This is a genomic window from Novacetimonas hansenii JCM 7643 (assembly GCF_000964405.1).
GTDB lineage: Bacteria > Pseudomonadota > Alphaproteobacteria > Acetobacterales > Acetobacteraceae > Novacetimonas > Novacetimonas hansenii.
On record NZ_BANE01000105.1, the window covers coordinates 1 to 17119 of the forward strand.

The 17119-nt window shown below is 61.5% G+C and carries 15 protein-coding genes and 1 tRNA gene; 11 read left to right on the top strand and 5 right to left on the bottom strand.

The features are described from left to right. Positions 1-344: 344 nt before the first annotated feature. Positions 345-914, bottom strand: a complete 570-nt coding sequence (locus tag B7G66_RS08260; protein ID WP_003620809.1) for an outer membrane protein assembly factor BamE — start codon at positions 912-914, stop codon at positions 345-347. A gap of 227 nt (positions 915-1141) precedes the next feature. Here B7G66_RS08260 and B7G66_RS08265 point away from each other — a divergent pair, with 227 nt between their 5' ends. The 7 genes from B7G66_RS08265 (at position 1142) to B7G66_RS08295 (ending at position 6156) form a co-directional block, all read left to right on the top strand. Beyond that, on the top strand, positions 1142-1681 hold the full coding sequence (locus tag B7G66_RS08265) for a YceD family protein (RefSeq protein WP_003620807.1): 540 nt from the start codon (positions 1142-1144) through the stop codon (positions 1679-1681). 170 nt (positions 1682-1851) lie between these two features. Then, the gene (rpmF, locus tag B7G66_RS08270; protein ID WP_003620805.1) at positions 1852-2055 is read left to right on the top strand and encodes a 50S ribosomal protein L32; all 204 of its coding nucleotides are present in this window, start codon (positions 1852-1854) and stop codon (positions 2053-2055) included. Positions 2056-2224: 169 nt separating this feature from the next. Next, entirely contained in the window at positions 2225-3322 is a 1098-nt protein-coding gene (plsX, locus tag B7G66_RS08275; protein WP_003620803.1) for a phosphate acyltransferase PlsX, read from the top strand. 82 nt (positions 3323-3404) lie between these two features. Beyond that, positions 3405-4373 carry a beta-ketoacyl-ACP synthase III gene (locus B7G66_RS08280; protein WP_003620801.1) on the top strand — a complete coding sequence of 323 codons (969 nt, stop codon included), beginning with the start codon at positions 3405-3407 and terminating at the stop codon, positions 4371-4373. 99 nt (positions 4374-4472) lie between these two features. Then, positions 4473-4790 carry an integration host factor subunit alpha gene (locus B7G66_RS08285; RefSeq protein ID WP_048859081.1) on the top strand — a complete coding sequence of 106 codons (318 nt, stop codon included), beginning with the start codon at positions 4473-4475 and terminating at the stop codon, positions 4788-4790. Next, complete coding sequence (locus B7G66_RS08290) at positions 4787-5731, top strand: MerR family transcriptional regulator (protein WP_003620797.1); 945 nt, start codon at positions 4787-4789, stop codon at positions 5729-5731. Before B7G66_RS08285 ends, B7G66_RS08290 begins: the two co-directional genes overlap by 4 nt. 351 nt (positions 5732-6082) lie before the next feature. Then, positions 6083-6156, top strand: a tRNA-Pro gene (locus B7G66_RS08295). 84 nt (positions 6157-6240) lie between these two features. Here the strand turns inward: B7G66_RS08295 and B7G66_RS08300 are convergent. The 3 genes from B7G66_RS08300 to B7G66_RS08310 form a co-directional block, all read right to left on the bottom strand. Beyond that, positions 6241-7380: an AI-2E family transporter gene (locus B7G66_RS08300; protein WP_003620793.1), complete on the bottom strand. Its 1140-nt coding sequence runs from the start codon at positions 7378-7380 to the stop codon at positions 6241-6243. Positions 7381-7440: 60 nt separating this feature from the next. Beyond that, positions 7441-9510: a S9 family peptidase gene (locus B7G66_RS08305; RefSeq protein WP_040510916.1), complete on the bottom strand. Its 2070-nt coding sequence runs from the start codon at positions 9508-9510 to the stop codon at positions 7441-7443. 165 nt (positions 9511-9675) lie between these two features. Continuing rightward, complete coding sequence (locus B7G66_RS08310) at positions 9676-10533, bottom strand: NUDIX hydrolase (protein WP_003620790.1); 858 nt, start codon at positions 10531-10533, stop codon at positions 9676-9678. 169 nt (positions 10534-10702) lie between these two features. On the opposite strand from B7G66_RS08310, the gene B7G66_RS08315 reads away from it, so the two are divergent. From B7G66_RS08315 to fusA, 4 genes are all read left to right on the top strand, one after another. After that, positions 10703-12541: an ABCB family ABC transporter ATP-binding protein/permease gene (locus tag B7G66_RS08315; protein WP_003620787.1), complete on the top strand. Its 1839-nt coding sequence runs from the start codon at positions 10703-10705 to the stop codon at positions 12539-12541. Between the two features lie 143 nt (positions 12542-12684). Next, complete coding sequence (locus B7G66_RS08320; protein WP_003620782.1) at positions 12685-12978, top strand: hypothetical protein; 294 nt, start codon at positions 12685-12687, stop codon at positions 12976-12978. Positions 12979-13179: 201 nt separating this feature from the next. Further along, positions 13180-13482 carry a 50S ribosomal protein L28 gene (gene rpmB, locus B7G66_RS08325; protein WP_003620780.1) on the top strand — a complete coding sequence of 101 codons (303 nt, stop codon included), beginning with the start codon at positions 13180-13182 and terminating at the stop codon, positions 13480-13482. A 206-nt stretch (positions 13483-13688) separates the two neighbouring features. Continuing rightward, on the top strand, positions 13689-15776 hold the full coding sequence (gene fusA, locus B7G66_RS08330; protein WP_003620779.1) for an elongation factor G: 2088 nt from the start codon (positions 13689-13691) through the stop codon (positions 15774-15776). A gap of 504 nt (positions 15777-16280) precedes the next feature. On the opposite strand, the gene B7G66_RS08335 is transcribed toward fusA, so the two are convergent. Then, entirely contained in the window at positions 16281-17117 is an 837-nt protein-coding gene (locus B7G66_RS08335) for an MBL fold metallo-hydrolase (protein WP_003620776.1), read from the bottom strand. Positions 17118-17119 lie beyond the last annotated feature (2 nt).

Here is a 17119-nt window from a genome sequence, read left to right on the forward strand (position 1 = left end):
GAAAAAGCTTCACCAAAAACCTTTATAATTTCAGGATGTTATCACGCCTGACGTTTCAAACAGTCTCTTATGGAAAGCCCTTCAAGGGCGGGAACGGTAATATTCTGGAATCATGAAGGCTGCTGCGGCCTTTTTGAAACATGCCACAGCCAGGAATTTTATTGGTGGGTGTTGCCTCGCTTGCCCTTGCCGTGGTGCAGGCAGTGTGATGGCAAGGGCAGTCCCCTCATGCCAGACAGGCAAAAGCCAGCGATTGCCAGGGTGATGCGGCCTGATGACATGTCATCAGGAAATTGTCCCGGACCATCATGCCATGTGGGGCCATGGCAAAAGGCCCGTCAGGCTCAGGGAAGCGTGTTCCCCTGCCCACCATGGCCCGGACCACCGTTCATGCTGTTCATCGGGCCAGTACTGCCGCCATAGGTGCTGGTCATCTGGCTCATTGGGTTATAACGGCCCACATTGCCAAGGATCTGCTGCATGATGTTGATCTTGGTGCCCGGCGTCGGGGTCTTGCCCATCGCCATGCTGACATATCGCGCATCGTCCTTGTGCAGGGTCCGCAGGTTGCGAAGGATGCCACCTTCGTCAAACGTCAGGACTACGACCTGCTGCTTGTCGATGTGGGGGAAGCTGATCGGCGCAAGCGTCTGGCGCATCGAAATATAGATCCACGTATTGTCATCGAATGTCGCGCGGCTGGTGGGGGAGCCAAGGAGGTCCATGACATCGGAACGTGAACTTTTGCCGGTCTTGAGCTGATTATAATCATCTGCCTGTACCAGGGAGCCGCGCTGGATCACGCTGGGCTTGAACGCGACGCATCCCGACAGCGACAGGCCAACCCCGATGACAGCGCATGAAAACAGGCGTAAGGAACGGGGGCGGGAAAAGATGTGCTGCTCTGGCCTCATGATCGGATAAAGCGTCCTGGTAAGATGCTGCAGATAGACAGTCCGACCTTCCGGGTGCCTTATTGGTCAAATGAAGTCAATCGCAGATCGGATGCAAGGCGGAAAAACACATCCCCTCCGCCAGGCCCCATCCGGGTAACCCGGGTAAGGGGCGCGCGGCATGCCCGTTGGACCGGCACATCCGCCCCGGCGGCGGCAGGCCGGAATTGCAGGAGAAGATACGAGCTATGGACCCAGAATTTTCCCGTCGCGTCATGGTGGGACGTATTGCGTCCAAGGGGATGGAAACCTCCATCGAGGCCACGCCAGAGGAATGCAAGGCCCTTGCACGGCGTTTCGGAATCCCCGCGATCCGCGACCTTGCCTGCCGCTATCGCCTTGTGCCCGGCCCGCAGGGGGAGGTGATGGCCGAAGGGTGGCTGACGGCGCACGTCACGCAGGAATGTGTCGTCAGCCTTGAACCCTTTGACGATGCCATCGCCGAATCCTTCACCGTGCGGTGCATCCCTGCCGAACGCTTTCGCGAGGATGACGAGGTCGATCCCTTCAGCATCGACGAGGTGCCCTATGAGCGCGAGGCCATCGACCTTGGCGAACTCGCGGCGGAGGAGCTGTCCCTTGGCCTTGACCCGTATCCGCACAAGCCCGGCAGCACCATACCGGCTGACCTGCTCGATATAGAGGAAGACGAGGCGGCGGAAGACGCGGAGGAACCCCGGCGGCAGCCTTTCGCAGCCCTTGCCGAGCTGAAGAAAAAGCATAACTGAGGCGTAAAACCGCGTATCGGGGGGCAGGGACGCCAGGCGGATCGCAAGATCGTCTCTTGCGGAATGTCGGATCGTCTGCTAGAGCGCCCCCCTCAATTGTTGATAACTGACCGGGTGACGCCTCGCTGGCTTTACCGGGTTGTGATCCCAGATCGGAGGGGCCCAGGCCCATGGCTGTACCTAAGAGAAAAACCTCGCCGTCCCGTCGTGGCATGCGTCGCAGCCATGCTGCGCTGCCCGTGCAGGCACATGCGGAATGCTCCAACTGCGGCGAACTGAAGCGCCCGCACCATGTCTGCAGCCACTGCGGACACTATGACGGCCGCGAAGTCGCATCCGCCGGCAAGGCGCTGAAGACCGCCGTCCGCGCCTGATATACGTTTCGACGCGGTTACCTGCCGGGACGGGAAGCGCCATTGACATGGCGCGGGACAGCCACATATCGGCATCCCGCCCGTCCGGATCGCGCAGGGAAATGCTGCATGAAGGGGTTGTTCCCATTCGGCACTTGCGCGTTTTACCTTCACCCGGCACAAGACGAGCATGACCGAGACAGGTTCCTCTTTTTCCGCGACACAGTCCTATACTCTGGCCATTGATGGAATGGGTGGGGATGGTGGCCCGGAAGTCGTGGTGGCCGGACTGGCGATTGCCGCTGACCGGCATCCATCCGCCAAAATCCTTCTGATTGGTGACGAAAACAGGTTGCGCGCCCTTTTGGCGCAGCATCCCCGCGCCGCGGCGATTTGCACGATCCGCCCTGCCGGTTCCGCCATATCCATGGAAATGAAACCAACCGCCGCATTGCGGGTGCGCGATTCCTCGCTGCGCCTATCGATGGACGCCGTCGCCAATGGCGAGGCAATGGGCGTGGTCTCCGCCGGCAACAGCGGCGCAATGCTGGCGCTGGCCAAGATCGTGATCAAGACCCTGCCCGGCATTTCGCGTCCCGCGATGGCGGCGATCAGCCCGACGACAAAGGGCGATGTGGTCATGCTTGACCTTGGCGCAAATGTTGCGTGTGACTGGCGGAACCTTGTCGAATTTGCCGTGATGGGCGAAGCCTTTGCCAAGGCGGTGCTGGGCCTGCCCGCGCCGACGATCGGACTGCTGAATGTCGGGTCGGAGGAGCTTAAGGGGGACGAGCGCCTGCGACAGGCTGCCGAAGTTCTGCGTGGCAGCCCGCTTGCGCGGCAGTTTCATGGTTTTGTCGAAGGACACGACATTACCGCTGGCACGACCGATGTGGTGGTGACGGACGGCTTTACCGGCAATGTCGCGCTCAAGACCGGCGAGGGCGCGCTGAAGATGGCCTTTACCCTGTTGCGACAGGTCTTCAGTTCCGGCCTGCTGGGCAAGATCGGCTATCTGCTGGTGCGCCCGGGGCTGGAGCGGATGAAGGAATGGCTCGACCCGCGCCGGTATAATGGCGCGGTGTTCGTCGGGCTTAACGGTGTGGTGGTAAAATCGCATGGCGGCACTGACGCCGAGGGGTTTGCCTCGGCCGTGGATGTGGCGGTCGACATGGTCACGCACGATTTCAATGCCGGTATCCGTGACCAGCTTTCCCGCATGGGAAGCCTGACGGCCAGCAGGTTCAGTAACGAAAAGGAGCCGACACAGGCAGTTTCGGCTTCCTGAGTCGCTGCCGTGGGCAAGGGGGTACGCGCACCTGTCGGGCTGCGTGCATGACCCTGCTCCCAACAGGTTTGGACAGACACGCATGAAGGCGAGACGCTCGCTGCTGAAGGGTTTTGGCGGCTACCTGCCGGACAGAATCGTGACCAACGATGAACTGGCCAGTCGGCTGGAAACTTCGGACGAGTGGATACGCGCCCGCACCGGCATCGCGCAGCGTCACCGCGCCGGGCCGGAGGATACCGCCGTCAGCATGGCGGCCCATGCAGGCAGGCAGGCGCTTGAATATGCCAATGCCAGCGCGGATGATGTGGACGCCATCATCGTCGCCACCAGCACGCCGGATCAGGCCTTTCCCTCAACCGCGGTGCGGGTGCAGGCCGAACTTGGCATCACCGGGGGCTTTGGCTTTGACATCGCGGCTGCGTGCTCGGGATTCATCTTTGCCCTGTCCACTGCCGACGCCCTGATTCGCAGCGGGCAGGCCCGGTCCGCCCTGGTGATCGGCAGCGAGGTCTATTCACGAATTCTTGATCCTGATGACCGCTCTACCTTTGTTCTGTTTGGGGATGGCGCGGGTGCGGTCTTCCTGCAGGCGACAGAGGAAAGCGGGACGCAGGGAATCGTATCCACGCACATGCATTCCGACGGCCGCTATGGCGACCTGTTATATGTGGATGGCGCAATCGGGCAGTCCGAAAAAAGCGCGCACCTGAAGATGCAGGGGCGCGATGTCTTCCGCCATGCGGTGGCCAAGCTGTCATCGTCGGTGGATGAGGTGCTGGCCGCCAACGGCCTGAAATACGAAGACGTTGCATGGCTGGTCCCGCATCAGGCGAACCTGCGGATCATTGATGGCGTTGCGCGCAAGTTGCAACTGCCGCCCGAACGGGTGGTGATTACGGTGGACCGTCATGCCAATACCTCTGCCGCCTCGATCCCACTGGCATTGAACGAAGCCGTGCGTGACGGACGGATTCGCAGCGGGGATCTGGTGCTGATGGAGGCACTGGGCGGTGGCCTGACATGGGGCTCTGCCCTGGCGCGGATCTGACTGCCGCGCCTGTGTCCGCAGGCATGCGGACGCAAGAAAAAAACACACATGTCAACACATTGAATTGACGCTGGCGGATGGCATGCATAACGTTGCTGCATGAGCACAGTGACCCGCGCCACTCTGGCAGAACAAATCTATAGTCAGGTTGGACTTTCACGTCATGAGTCCGCCGACATCCTTGAACACGTCCTGGAAAAAGTGGCCCATGCACTCGAGGCGGGGGACACCGTAAAGATCAGCGGATTCGGTACGTTTTCCGTCCGCAAGAAGGGGCGACGGACGGGACGTAATCCCAAAACGGTGGTTGAGGTTCCGATTCTGCCGCGTTCCGTCCTGGTCTTCCGGCCCAGCCAGCTTTTGCGGGCGCATGTGAACGGTGATACCGGACATATGAATGCAGAGGACGACGAATGAATGTCCATGACCCCGCGCACGGCGTCGTAAACGCCGCCACGGCCACACAGGCATCCACGCAGGACGCCCTGCCGATTTACGAAGTCGCACGGCAGCTTGGAATCGCGCAGCATGTCCTGAGGACATGGGAAAACCGCTTCCCGCAATTGCAGCCCATCCGGGGGCAGAGCGGGCGGCGTCTTTATCGCGCGGACGATGTGGACCTGCTGCGCCGCATTTCCGATATGCTGTATGTCCGCCACCTTTCGCTTGGGGAGGTGCAGCGAATCCTTGCCGGGGGTGAGGGGGCGCAGGACCGCGCCGATGCGGTGATGGCCCCCGCTGAAGCGCCCCGTGCTGCCTCTGACAATGTCGTGACATCCACTGCGGTCGAAATCACGGATGTGCAGGTGGAAGAGGTCGAGGCCGTTATCGTCCGCGAGCAGGTGCAGGCAGCCCCGCCGGAGGCCCCGGTCGCCTGCGCCGCACCGCCCCCTGAAACGGTACCAGTGGCGGAAAACGATGCGTTGATCGCACCTGTGTCGACCTCCGTCGCCGCCTCTGTCCCCGGGGATGTCGAGACGGCGCCTGCGATAGAGGCAGTAACGGTGCCGCCTGACCATACGCCCGTGGTGGAGCCTACCACATCGGTTGGGAGCCCACCCGTGCAGGGCGAGACACCGCCCCCCCTGATGAAGGCCCCGGTGGCACCGGTCGTCGAAGCGGCGGTGGGAGAATCCGAAGATGCTTTGCCCCCGATCGGGAGTGAGGCTGATCGCGCGGTGGGGGATGTCCCTGTCGGGCAGGCCCCGGTTGAGGAGGCGCAGGAGGAAGATCCGCCGCTGGAGCAGCTTGTGATGTTGGAGCTTGAGCGCCTGCGCTCGGAAAACGGGGTGCTGCGTGAGCATCTGCGTGGCGTTCTGGTCGAGCTTGAGGCCCTGCGGGAGATGGTGCCGGTCTGAAGATCATGCATCCCGCCAGAAGATCTTAGAGACTGTTTGAAAAGTCAGGCGCGATAACATACTGAAATGATAAAGGTTTTTGCTGAAGCTTTTTCCAAAAAGCTTCGAAAGACGCCGCCTTTTTGAAAAAAGCCTGTTTTTTATCAATGAGTTGTTTTCAAACAGTCTCTTATCGAACCCGGATATGACCTGCGCCTGTTTTTCAAGGCTGGGGGAAGGGGTGTGAAAGGGGCAGGAACTGTGATGGTCCTGCCCCTTTATGTTTTTATGGTCTTATTTTTGTAATTGAATGAAGAAGATGGCTTGCGGGCACCCGGCGGGCCTGCTACACGATGCGTCATCGCAGACAGGCGGGCAGTAGCGCAGCCTGGTAGCGCATCAGTCTGGGGGACTGGGGGTCGTGGGTTCGAATCCCGCCTGCCCGATATCCCTGTCTGCGATAAAAATCCTTAAAACATGGACTGTTCCGTGCCCTGATCTGGGGCACGTCAATGTGCATATGTCCGCGATCAGTCGCGTACCCGTGTCCAGTTGCGCCACAACATGTGCAGTACCGCCATGATGGCCGGTCCCACGAACAGGCCCAGCAGGTTCCAGCTTTCCGCCCCACCCAGAATGCCCGTCAGCACCCACAGGAACGGCAGTTGCGTCGATCCCCCAATCAGGGCCGGGCGGACAAGATGGTCGGCCAGGAAGATGACCGCCAGCCCGACCAGCATGATGACAATCGCGATCACCGCGCTGCCTTTGATCAGTAACAGGGTGGAGACGATGCCAATCGCGATCATGGCGCAGAACGGGATCATGGCTGCCACCGCCGTTACGACCCCGAACAGGAACGCATGGGGCGCCCCGGCGATCAGATAGGCAAGGCCCATCACCACGCCTTCGCCCATACCCACCAGCACAAGCCCGGCTACGGTCCCGTGGATGGAGGCGATGATCTGCAATGCGATCCGCTCCCCCCGCTTGCCAAAGGCGCGGCGTGAAACCACCAGGCACTGGCGGATCACGGCGTCCCCGTCCTTCAGCAGGAAAAACAGCGTCAGGATGGAAAAGATGAACAGGATGCCCCGATGCGCAAGCTGGGTGCCGACCTGCTGCGTCATCTTGACGCTCTGCCCGATGCGCAATGATCCCAGCAGGGCGGAGAAATCATCAGGGTCCTGGAGGTGACTTTCCCACCATGCCCGCAATCCCTGCGCACCGATGGGCAGATGGTCAATCCATTGTGGCACCGGCATGCCGGACTGGCGCGCGTTGTTCAGCAGGTGCAGCACGCCTTCGGCGTCGCGCGCGGCCTCCAGCCCGAACAGGGTAACGGGCACAAGGAAAATAAGGGCGATGCCCAGGGTAAAGGCCGCAGGTAGCAGCAGTTGGTGTGTCGCGGCATGCCAGCGTGTGCGCGCCCGGACATAGAGCGGCCATGACGCAATGGCAAAGATGCCGCCCCAGATCAGGGACGGCAGGAAACCACGGACCGTGTACAACGCCATGACGACGAAAAACAGCGCCAGCAGGCCGCGCGCGACCCGTTGCGCGCGCTGTGTCTCCCGAAAGGAGCGAAAGGCCCGCAACGATTGTCCGTTTCCCTCAAAACCGGGTTCCGGGACATGGGACTCGGCGCCAGCGTTCTTGTGGTCCGGCATGGTTATCCTTGTGATGGGGCGCGCCCGGATGGAACCGGGCGGCGATGCAATGGAACGGGTTCAGGCGGTTTCGATGGCCCAGATGGCAAAGGCATGTATCAGGGCCGCATCGCGCAGGGAATCGAAACGACCTGTCGCACCCCGATGTCCCGCCTCCATATTGGTGCGTAACATGACCGGGCGCGATGACAGCGTATTTTCACGCAGGCGCGCCACCCATTTTGCAGGCTCCCAATATGTCACGCGCGGGTCCGTCAGTCCCCCCATCGCCAGAATGGCGGGATAGGCGCGTGGCCGCACCTGCTCATAGGCGGCATAGCTTTCAATCAGGTCGTACGCCGCCGCATCCTCCAGCGGATTGCCCCATTCGGGCCATTCCGGCGGTGTCAGCGGCAGGGAAGCATCCGACATGGTGTTGAGTTCATCGACGAACGGTACGACCGCGACGATCCCCGCGAACAGGTCGGGGCGCATGTTCGCAATCGCGCCCATGACCATCCCCCCGGCGGAACGCCCGTCAGCGACGATGCGGCCCGCCGTTCCAAAGCCGCGTGCCACCAGATGTTCGGCGCAGGCGATGAAGTCGGTGAAGCTGTTTGGTTTGTTGGCGCCGCGTCCACCAAGGAACCAGTTCCATCCTTTTTCCGAACCGCCACGCACATGGGCGATGGCGTAAAACCACCCCCGATCCACCAGGCTGAGCACACGGGTGGAAAAGTCGGGTTCGATCGCGTGGCCGTAAGACCCATATCCATAGAGCAGCAGCGGTGCGGAGCCATCGCAGGGTGCGTCATGGCGGCCCAGCACGGTAATGGGCACGTCCTGCCCATCGGGCGCGCGCGCCATCAGCCGCCAGCAACGATAATCGGCAGGGGCATGGCCGGAAGGGACATCCTGCTGCTTGATCAGGGTGTGTGTGCGTTGCGCCATGTCATAGGTAAACCATTGCCGTGGCGTTGTGGGTGACTGATAGATGTAGCGCAGCGCCACCGTGTCATATTCATACCCCCCGCACAGGGAAAGGTCATAGGCCGCCTCACGCGGTTCAAGCGCGTGGCGGTCCCCGGTGCGGGTCTGCATGACGATGCGGCAGTTGGCGTCGTGGCGTTCGCGCCAGACCAGCCAGTTGGCAAAGGTCATGCATTCGGTGATGTAATGGCCGGGTTCATGCGCTACCAGCGCGCGCCAGTTGGCCCGCGCCGGTGCATCCTGCGGGGCAAGCATCAGCATGAAATCCACTGCCCCATCCGCATTGGTCAGCACGACGAAATCCGTGCCCCAGTGATGCAGCCCGTACATCACGCCCGTACGGCGTGGTTCCACGCAGGTGGGGGCCGCATCGGGTGTTGCCGCCGGGATCAGCCATGTTTCGGACGTATCATGGTTCCCCGCCGTGATGATGATCCATTGCCCTGATCGCGTGGCCTCCACTCCGACAAAAAATCCCGCATCCTGTTCTTCATAAACAAGGGTGTCGGTATCGGACCCGACCGCCCGGCGATAGACGCGTGCCGGGCGCCCATGGTCATCGCGCCAGATCCAGAACAGGTGGCGCGCATCGGGGGAGAATGTGAATGCACCGCTGCAATTATCGATGGGTGCGCCAAGCATCTGCCCACTGGCGATGTCCTTGATGCGCACGCGATAGATTTCGGACCCCTGCGTATCCTCGGCATATGCGAACAGCCGGTGGTCAGGGCTGTGGATGGCGGTGGCGACGGCGAAATAGTCGTGCGTGGCGGCACATGCATTCATGTCCAGCAGCACCTGTTCATGCTGCGGTGCATCGGTGCGATGGCGGGTGTAGACGGGGTATTGCGCGCCCCTGTCGTAACGGACGCCATAGGACCATGGCCCATGTGGCTGTGGGGGATAGGACTCGACCTCCTGCATCCGGCCCTTCATTTCCGCGACCAGGGTGGCCTGCAGGTCCTGCGTGCCGGACAGGATGTCAGCGGTATAGGCATTTTCCGCCCGCAGATGCGTTGCGATATCCTCGCGCAGGAGGGAGGGATCGCGCAGCACCTCCTGCCAGTTATCGTCCTTCATCCATGCATATTCATCCACCCGCACGCGGCCGAGCTGTTCCATGCGGTGGGGGATCTTGCGCGCGACGGGGGGCGTGGTCATGGGCATCGGTCCTGTAATATTCGGTGGCGGGTTGCCCGCCATGGCGGCATGTCCCGCGTGAAATGGCAATAACGAATGGCGGAAATGATCGTGGCAACGATCATGGCGGCCTTCATGGCGCGGCAGTCATGGCAATGACGTGCAAGGCGGGGCAGGGAGGCCCCGTCAGGTGTGCGGTGGCGCAAAGAACCGCCAGCCATCAAGCCCCGCGCGCAGGCGCTGCCCCCCGGCGGAGGTGGCGTCGATCAGGCCGGTGCGCAGGAACAGGTCGATCAGGACAAGGTTGACGTTGAACTTGAAGGCATCGGTGTCACGCACCAGGCGAAATGCCTCCGAAAGCGGGATCAGGGTGAATTCCTCCACCTCCCCATCGGCGGGGCGGGGAATGAACGTCTCTGGCAGGAGCAGTTCGAAACAATGCAGGATATCGCGACGCAGCCCTTCTGGCCGGTCAAGGGCATAGCGTATGTTTACTGTCGGTGTTGCATGCGCCAGCAGGTCGGCAGGCAGGCTGGCTTCCTCCGCCGCTTCCTTTACCAGCGCCCCGGCAGGCGTATGCCCCGCGGGGATGCCGCCTGCGACAAGATGGTCCAGCTTGCCCGGGTCGAGCCGCTTTGTCATCGAGCGGCGCGCGATCCACAGGTGCAGCCCCTGCGCGCGCCGCACCAGACCGTTGAGATGTACGCCCTGCGCCATCAGCCCGAACAGAGGCAGCGCGCCACGGTCGATCCGCGCGACGGGCGGCAGGTCCATGTCGGTGCGGACATCGAACAGTTCATGGTGGGAGCGGTAGATCCCCTGTCGGGCCATGTCCTGGGCAATATGTTCCAGGCGTGCGGGATCAGGCAGGGTCACGATCCCATCGGCATGCGTCATGCCATGATCCACCAGCACAGGCAGCAGTTCTGGCGCGACCCATCCAGCAGCCGCCGTGCCCAGGTGGAAGGCAAGGCGCCGCCCCGGCAGGGTTGCGGTATTGCACGCGGCAATGTGGCGGAAAAAGGGATTCAGGTCGGTGGACATGGAACCATCATTTCATATTGGGGCCCCGTTGCCATAACGGCTGGCCCAGGGAGTGACAATCCCTTACCCCCTGCGCCCGTCCCGAGCGTTAGCCGTCCCGACCATGCCCTGGTCGCGGTGGTGTCGAATATGGCTTGCAAATCAGTCAGGGCATGTCACATCCGAAGGTATGACTGCTTCCCGTGCCACGGACCATCGTGCGTCCGATACCGAAACCTCTGCGCTCAAGACCCTGCATGCCCTGCTGCCCTATCTGTGGCCCCCCGGTGAACCGGGCGTGCGCCTGCGGGTGGTGGGGGTGTGCGTGCTGCTGGTGATGGCGAAGGTCGCGACGATCTGTGTGCCCTATCTCTATAGCCGGGTGATCGATGCGCTGCATCCGGGGCCTTCGGCGGGGATGCTGCCATTGCTGCTGATCGTGGCCTATGGGGGGCTGCGTATGCTGGCGGCGGGGTTGGGGGAACTGCGTGACGCGCTGTTCGCGCCCCTGCGCTTTCGTATCAGCCGGGTCGCCGCGGTGCGCAGTTTCGAACATATGCACCAGCTTTCGCTGCGCTTTCACCTCAACCGGCAGTCCGGCAGCGTCACCCGCGCCATCGCACGCGGGACGGAGGCGATCGAGACGCTGTTGCGGGTAGGCGTGTTCAACGTGGTGCCCACCCTGATCGAGGCATTGATGGTCATTGTCGTTATCTGGCGACTGTTTGACTGGCGTTATGCGGTGGTCATGCTGGTGGCGGTCATGGCGTATGTGGGCTTTACGGTGTCCTTTACATCATGGCGGATCGGGCTGCGCCGCCGCATGAACGAAATCAATAGCGAGGCAAGCTGGAAGGCGCTCGACAGCCTGCTTAATTACGAGACGGTCAAGTATTTCGGCAACGAGGCACATGAACGCACGCGTTACGAGGATGCGCAGATCCGTTATGAAAAGGCGGCGATCCGCACGCAGCTTTCCCTTAACGGGCTGAATTTCGGGCAGGCGGCAATCATCGCCGTGGCCCTGATCGCGGTCATGCTGATGGCCGCGCGCGATGTGGAGGCAGGACGGCTGAGTGTCGGGCATTTCGTGCTGGTCAATACCTACCTGATGCAGCTTTACCTGCCGCTGAACTTCCTGGGCAGTGTCTATTCCTCCCTGCGCAACTCTCTGGTGGATCTTGAACATATGTTCGCGCTGCTTGATGAACGCTCCGATGTGGTGGATCGTCCCGGCGCACGCCTGCTGCCCGCGCGACTGGACGAGGCCCCGGCGGCGGATGTCCGCTTTCGCCATGTACGCTTTGGCTATCGCGCCGGGCGTGAAATCCTGCATGACATCAGCTTTCACGTTCGCGCAGGCAGCCGTGTCGCCATTGTCGGGCCGACAGGGGCGGGAAAGTCCACCATAAGCCGCCTGCTGTTCCGCTTTTATGATGTGGATGCCGGCGCGATCGAGGTGGATGGCCACGATATCCGCGATTATTCGCAATCCGCCCTGCGTGCCGCCATCGGGGTCGTGCCACAGGACACGATCCTGTTTAACGACACCATCGGCTATAACATCGCCTATGGCTGCCTTGGCGCGACGCAGGCACAGATCGAGGAGGCGGCACGGCTTGCGCGGATCCATGACTTCATCGCCTCGCTGCCTGATGGCTATGCCACGCGGGTGGGCGAACGCGGGCTGAAGCTGTCGGGCGGGGAGAAGCAGAGGGTGGCAATCGCGCGCACCATCCTGAAGAACCCGCGTATCCTGCTGCTGGACGAGGCGACAAGCGCGCTGGACACGCGTACGGAACATGAAATCCAGTCCGCCCTGCGCACGGTTGCGGCGCACCGGACCACCATCATCATCGCCCACAGGCTGTCGACCGTGATCGACGCGGATGAAATCCTCGTGATGGACAAAGGGGAAATCCGCGAACGGGGCGATCATCGCGCCCTGCTTGCGCGTGGGGGGCTGTATGCCGGGATGTGGGCCGCACAGGCCGAAGAAAACGCAAAGGCGCATATGGTGCAGGACTGATGCCATGGGCGGGCCTGTCCATTATGGGGCGGGTCATGCATCCGTGCCCGCCGGCGGGCGCATGGGGCCACCCTCTGGTCAGCGGCGTGGGCAGGGTCCATATGAAGGACACGAACTGACAGCCGGAAGGGAGTTTTCCTGAAATGACGGATACAAAGAACACGCCCCATGACGCAGGCCCCGCAGGCGCCGGGCAGGATGGCGGCATTCCCGCCGAACTGAGCCATTGCGGCGCCGTTGTGGACAAGGCGATCGAATACATGCTGGGCGAGAACCTGCCCCCGCTCGCCGTTTCGTCGGCATTGCTGGGCGGTGCGCTGGGGCTGCTGTCACGCACCATGGGCAAGGACGCCATGCAGGCGATGCTTGAAAACGCGCTGCACAGCGTCCAGGCAGGTGAACTGCACCCCGAACATGACCGCGTGGGCAAGAACTGACACATGGTTTCTGGTGCCACCGACCCAGCGAATCAGGGTGGCGCAGGGGTAAAAAACCCTGTTTTCAGACAAAAAACGCCGAATCATGGCATATCCGTCTTGACGGATTGCGGTGGTTTGGCGATAAGCCGCGCCTAATCTAGACGATCCTTAAGCCGGGCATTAGTGCCTCGGCCCCAGTCTTATCCGAGGATGATACTTATGTCTCGCCGTTGCCAGATCACGGGCAAAGGCGTGCTGACCGGAAACAACGTCAGCCACGCCAATAACAAGTCCCGCCGCCGTTTCCTCCCGAACCTGCAGGAAACATCGCTCCTGTCCGACATCCTGGGAGCGCCGGTGCGTCTGCGCCTGAGCACCAACGGGATCCGCACGGTCGAGCATAATGGCGGTCTGGACGCATTCCTGCTGTCCACGCCCAACCGGAAGCTGACGCCAGAGGCGATGACCGTAAAGCGTCGTATCCTGCGCGTGCAGGTCCGCAAGGCCGCGGCCGCAGCCTGAAGGCGGCATGCCCCGCATCCCGCGCCCTGAATGGCGTGGGGTGGGGCGTGGCGTAAAGGCCTGGCCGATGTCAGGCCCATTATTCCGTCGTGCCGGTCTGCATCGTCCAGCCATCGCGGTTTTGGGGCGGGAGCAGCTCACGGTCCCGGCAGGCGCGAAGGGAATCCCGTCCGTTCGCGCCCACGTTGTCTTGTGGAGGTTCTCCCGTGTCCGACAAGTCTGATCTGTCCCTGATTCGCAATATCGGTATTACCGCGCACATCGATGCCGGTAAGACCACGACGACCGAGCGCATCCTGTATTACACCGGTGTGTCGCACAAGATCGGTGAAGTCCATGAGGGCAACACCACCACCGATTACATGGCGCAGGAGCGTGAGCGCGGCATTACCATCACGTCCGCTGCCGTGACGTGCGAGTGGGAAGGCCATCGCATCAACATCATCGACACCCCGGGCCACATTGACTTCAACATCGAAGTCAACCGCTCGCTGCGTGTGCTCGATGGCGCGGTGTTCATCATCGAGGGCGTCGCCGGCGTGCAGCCGCAGTCGGAAACCAACTGGCGTCTGGCCGACCGCTATAACGTTCCGCGCATCATCTTCATCAACAAGCTTGACCGCACCGGCGCCGATTTCTATCGCGCGTTCGACACGCTGAAGGAAAAGCTGGACATCGTCGCGATTCCGCTTCAGCTGCCGATCGGCGTGGAAGAGAATTTCATTGGTGTCGTTGACCTGATCGAGATGAAGGCCATCGTCTGGGAAGGCGGCGAACTCGGCGCGAAATTCCATGACGAGGAAATCCCCGCCGACCTGCTGGAAAAGGCGAAGGAAGCCCGTCAGAACCTGCTCGACACCGCGCTGGCCGTTGATGACGCCGCGATGGAAGAATATTTCGACAAGGGTGACGTTGATGTCGCGACGCTGAAGCGCTGCATCAAGAAGGGCACCATTTCGGGTGAATTCCGCCCGGTCCTGTGCGGCACGGCGTTCAAGAACAAGGGCGTCCAGCCGCTGCTTGACGCGGTTATCGACTTCCTGCCCGCGCCTGACGATGTGGCGGGTATCCGCATCGCCCCGCCCGAGGACGAGGAAGTTGACGAAAACAAGCTGCCGATCATTCCGGTCGATCCCGACGGGAAGTTCGCGGGCCTGGCGTTCAAGATCATTAACGACAAGTACGGCACGCTGACATTCGTGCGTGTCTATCGTGGCGTGCTGCGCACTGGTGACACCGTGCTGAACACCACGAAGGGCCATAAGGAACGTATCGGCCGTATCTTCCAGATGCACGCTGACAAGCGTGAGGAACTCAAGGAAGTGCATGCCGGTGACATCGCGGCGTTTGTCGGCCTGAAGGACACCCAGACGGGTGATACCCTTGCCGATGCTGCTGACCCGGTGATCCTGGAGCGCATGACCTTCCCGGTTCCCGTCATCGACATCTCTGTCGAGCCGAAGACGAAGGACGCGGTGGAAAAGATGACGCTGGCGCTGCAGAAGCTGTCCGGTGAAGATCCCTCCCTGCGCCTGAAGACCGATCAGGAAACCGGCCAGACGATTCTGTCGGGCATGGGTGAACTGCATCTCGACATCATCATCGACCGTCTGCGTCGTGAATATGGCGTGGATGCGAACATCGGCGCGCCGCAGGTTGCGTATCGTGAAACGATTTCGCAGGCGCATACCGAAACCTATACCCACAAGAAACAGTCGGGTGGTTCGGGCCAGTTCGCGGAAGTGAAGATCGAGTTCGCACCGGTTGAGCGTAACGAAGGTATTTCGTTCGAAAACAAGGTTGTCGGTGGTTCCGTGCCGCGTGAATACATCCCGGCGGTCGAAAAGGGCATCACCATGCAGGCCAGCACGGGCGTGCTGGCTGGCTTCCCGACGGTGGACTTCAAGTTCACGCTGCTGGACGGGAAGTACCATGACGTTGACTCGTCCGCGCTGGCGTTTGAAATCGCGGCAAAGGCCTGCTTCCGTGAAGGCATGAAGAAGGCCGGTCCGGTCATCCTTGAGCCGATCATGGACGTGGAAATCACCACCCCGAACGATCATGTCGGTGACGTGGTTGGGGATCTGAACCGTCGTCGTGGCATGATCCAGAATCAGGAAAGCTCGGGCTCGACCGTCATGGTGCGCGCGCTGGTGCCCCTGAAGGAAATGTTCGGCTACATCTCTCACCTGCGTTCGATGACCAAGGGTCGTGCATCCTTCACGATGCAGTTCCATCACTATGACCCGGTGCCGCGCAACGTGGCAGAGGAAATCATGTCCAAGTCCGCCTGATCCACGGGCGACAGGACAGACAGGAACGGGCCAGCCTCCTTTTGGGGGGCTGGCCTTTTTCTTTTTGGCAGGGAAGATGCAGGTGGCAGTTCGTTTCAAAGCGTGGAACGGGCATTGCCTGTCATTTGTCAAAAGGTTTGGGGTTTTGGGACCCGAAGGGTGACGCCATTTCTGGGGCATTTGGAGAAACCTGAAGTTTTTTCAAATAACACGCTGATAAACAAAGATAAAATGTCTGGGTAAGGCTTTGGTTTTTAAAGATGACGCCTTTCGTTGCCCGTCGGGTTGGGGCAGCGTCCCCCTGATGGACAGGCTGAGGTGACGGATGGCCTTGCGGGCCGCGCTGCCCTTGTGGCTGTGGCTGCCGACATTGTCGGGCCGACGGGCAGGAGATTACAGGTCCGGCCCGTTCAAACCGCCTCTTATGTGGTCTGGGCCATGTTTTCGGCTGGCCTTTGCAAAGGATCAGGGTGGCCCATCGTCATGCGATGATGAGGCAAGGCGTCAGGACAGCGCCCAGCTATCACCCACCTGTATGGCGCGGCCATCGTCGCGCAGCTTTTCCAGATGTGCGCGCAGGTTGAGTAATGCCGCCCGCCGCAGGCCGGGGCGCAGGTGATGATAGGCGGCATCGACGATCTGGTCTGTCGTGCGTGGCTGTGCCAGCAACAGTGCCGCGATGCTTTCATGCCGCGACAGGCGGTGTCCAAGCAGCCCGCGCATGCAGGATTCCGGCTGTTCAATTATCGGCCCATGTGCCGAAAGCAGTAGGCGTGGCCGACGTTGCAGCAGGCGTTCCATACTGTCGAGGAACATTTGCACCGATCCATGCGGGGCAGGGGGGATCAGCGTTGTTGACCATCCCATCACATGGTCGCCCGTCAGGATGATGCCATCGGCGGTTTCCAGGCAGATGTGATCCGTCGCATGGCCGGGGGTGTGCAGGACCCGCAACCCCGCGACCATGTCCAGATCATGCAGCCCTATATCGGGTGTGAATGTTGGTTCTGCGCTGCGGTGCCAGGCATGGATGGGGGCGCCGGTGCGATGTGACAGCGGTGCAGCCCCGTCAAGGTGGTCGTGGTGCGTATGCGTCAGAAGGATATGCGTCAACGCCCGACCGTTGAGCGCATGCACCACCGCGTCGAGATGTCCTTCATCCGCAACCCCGGGGTCAATGACGGCGCATCCCCCCGCATGATTGACAATCCATGTGTTGGTCCCGTTTCCGGTCATGGGACCGGGATTGTTGGCCACCACGCGGCGGATCGCGGGTGTCGCCGCGATCGCCACGCCATAGGGCGGCGGTGCTTCCACCACGCGCCAGTCATATCGCGACATGA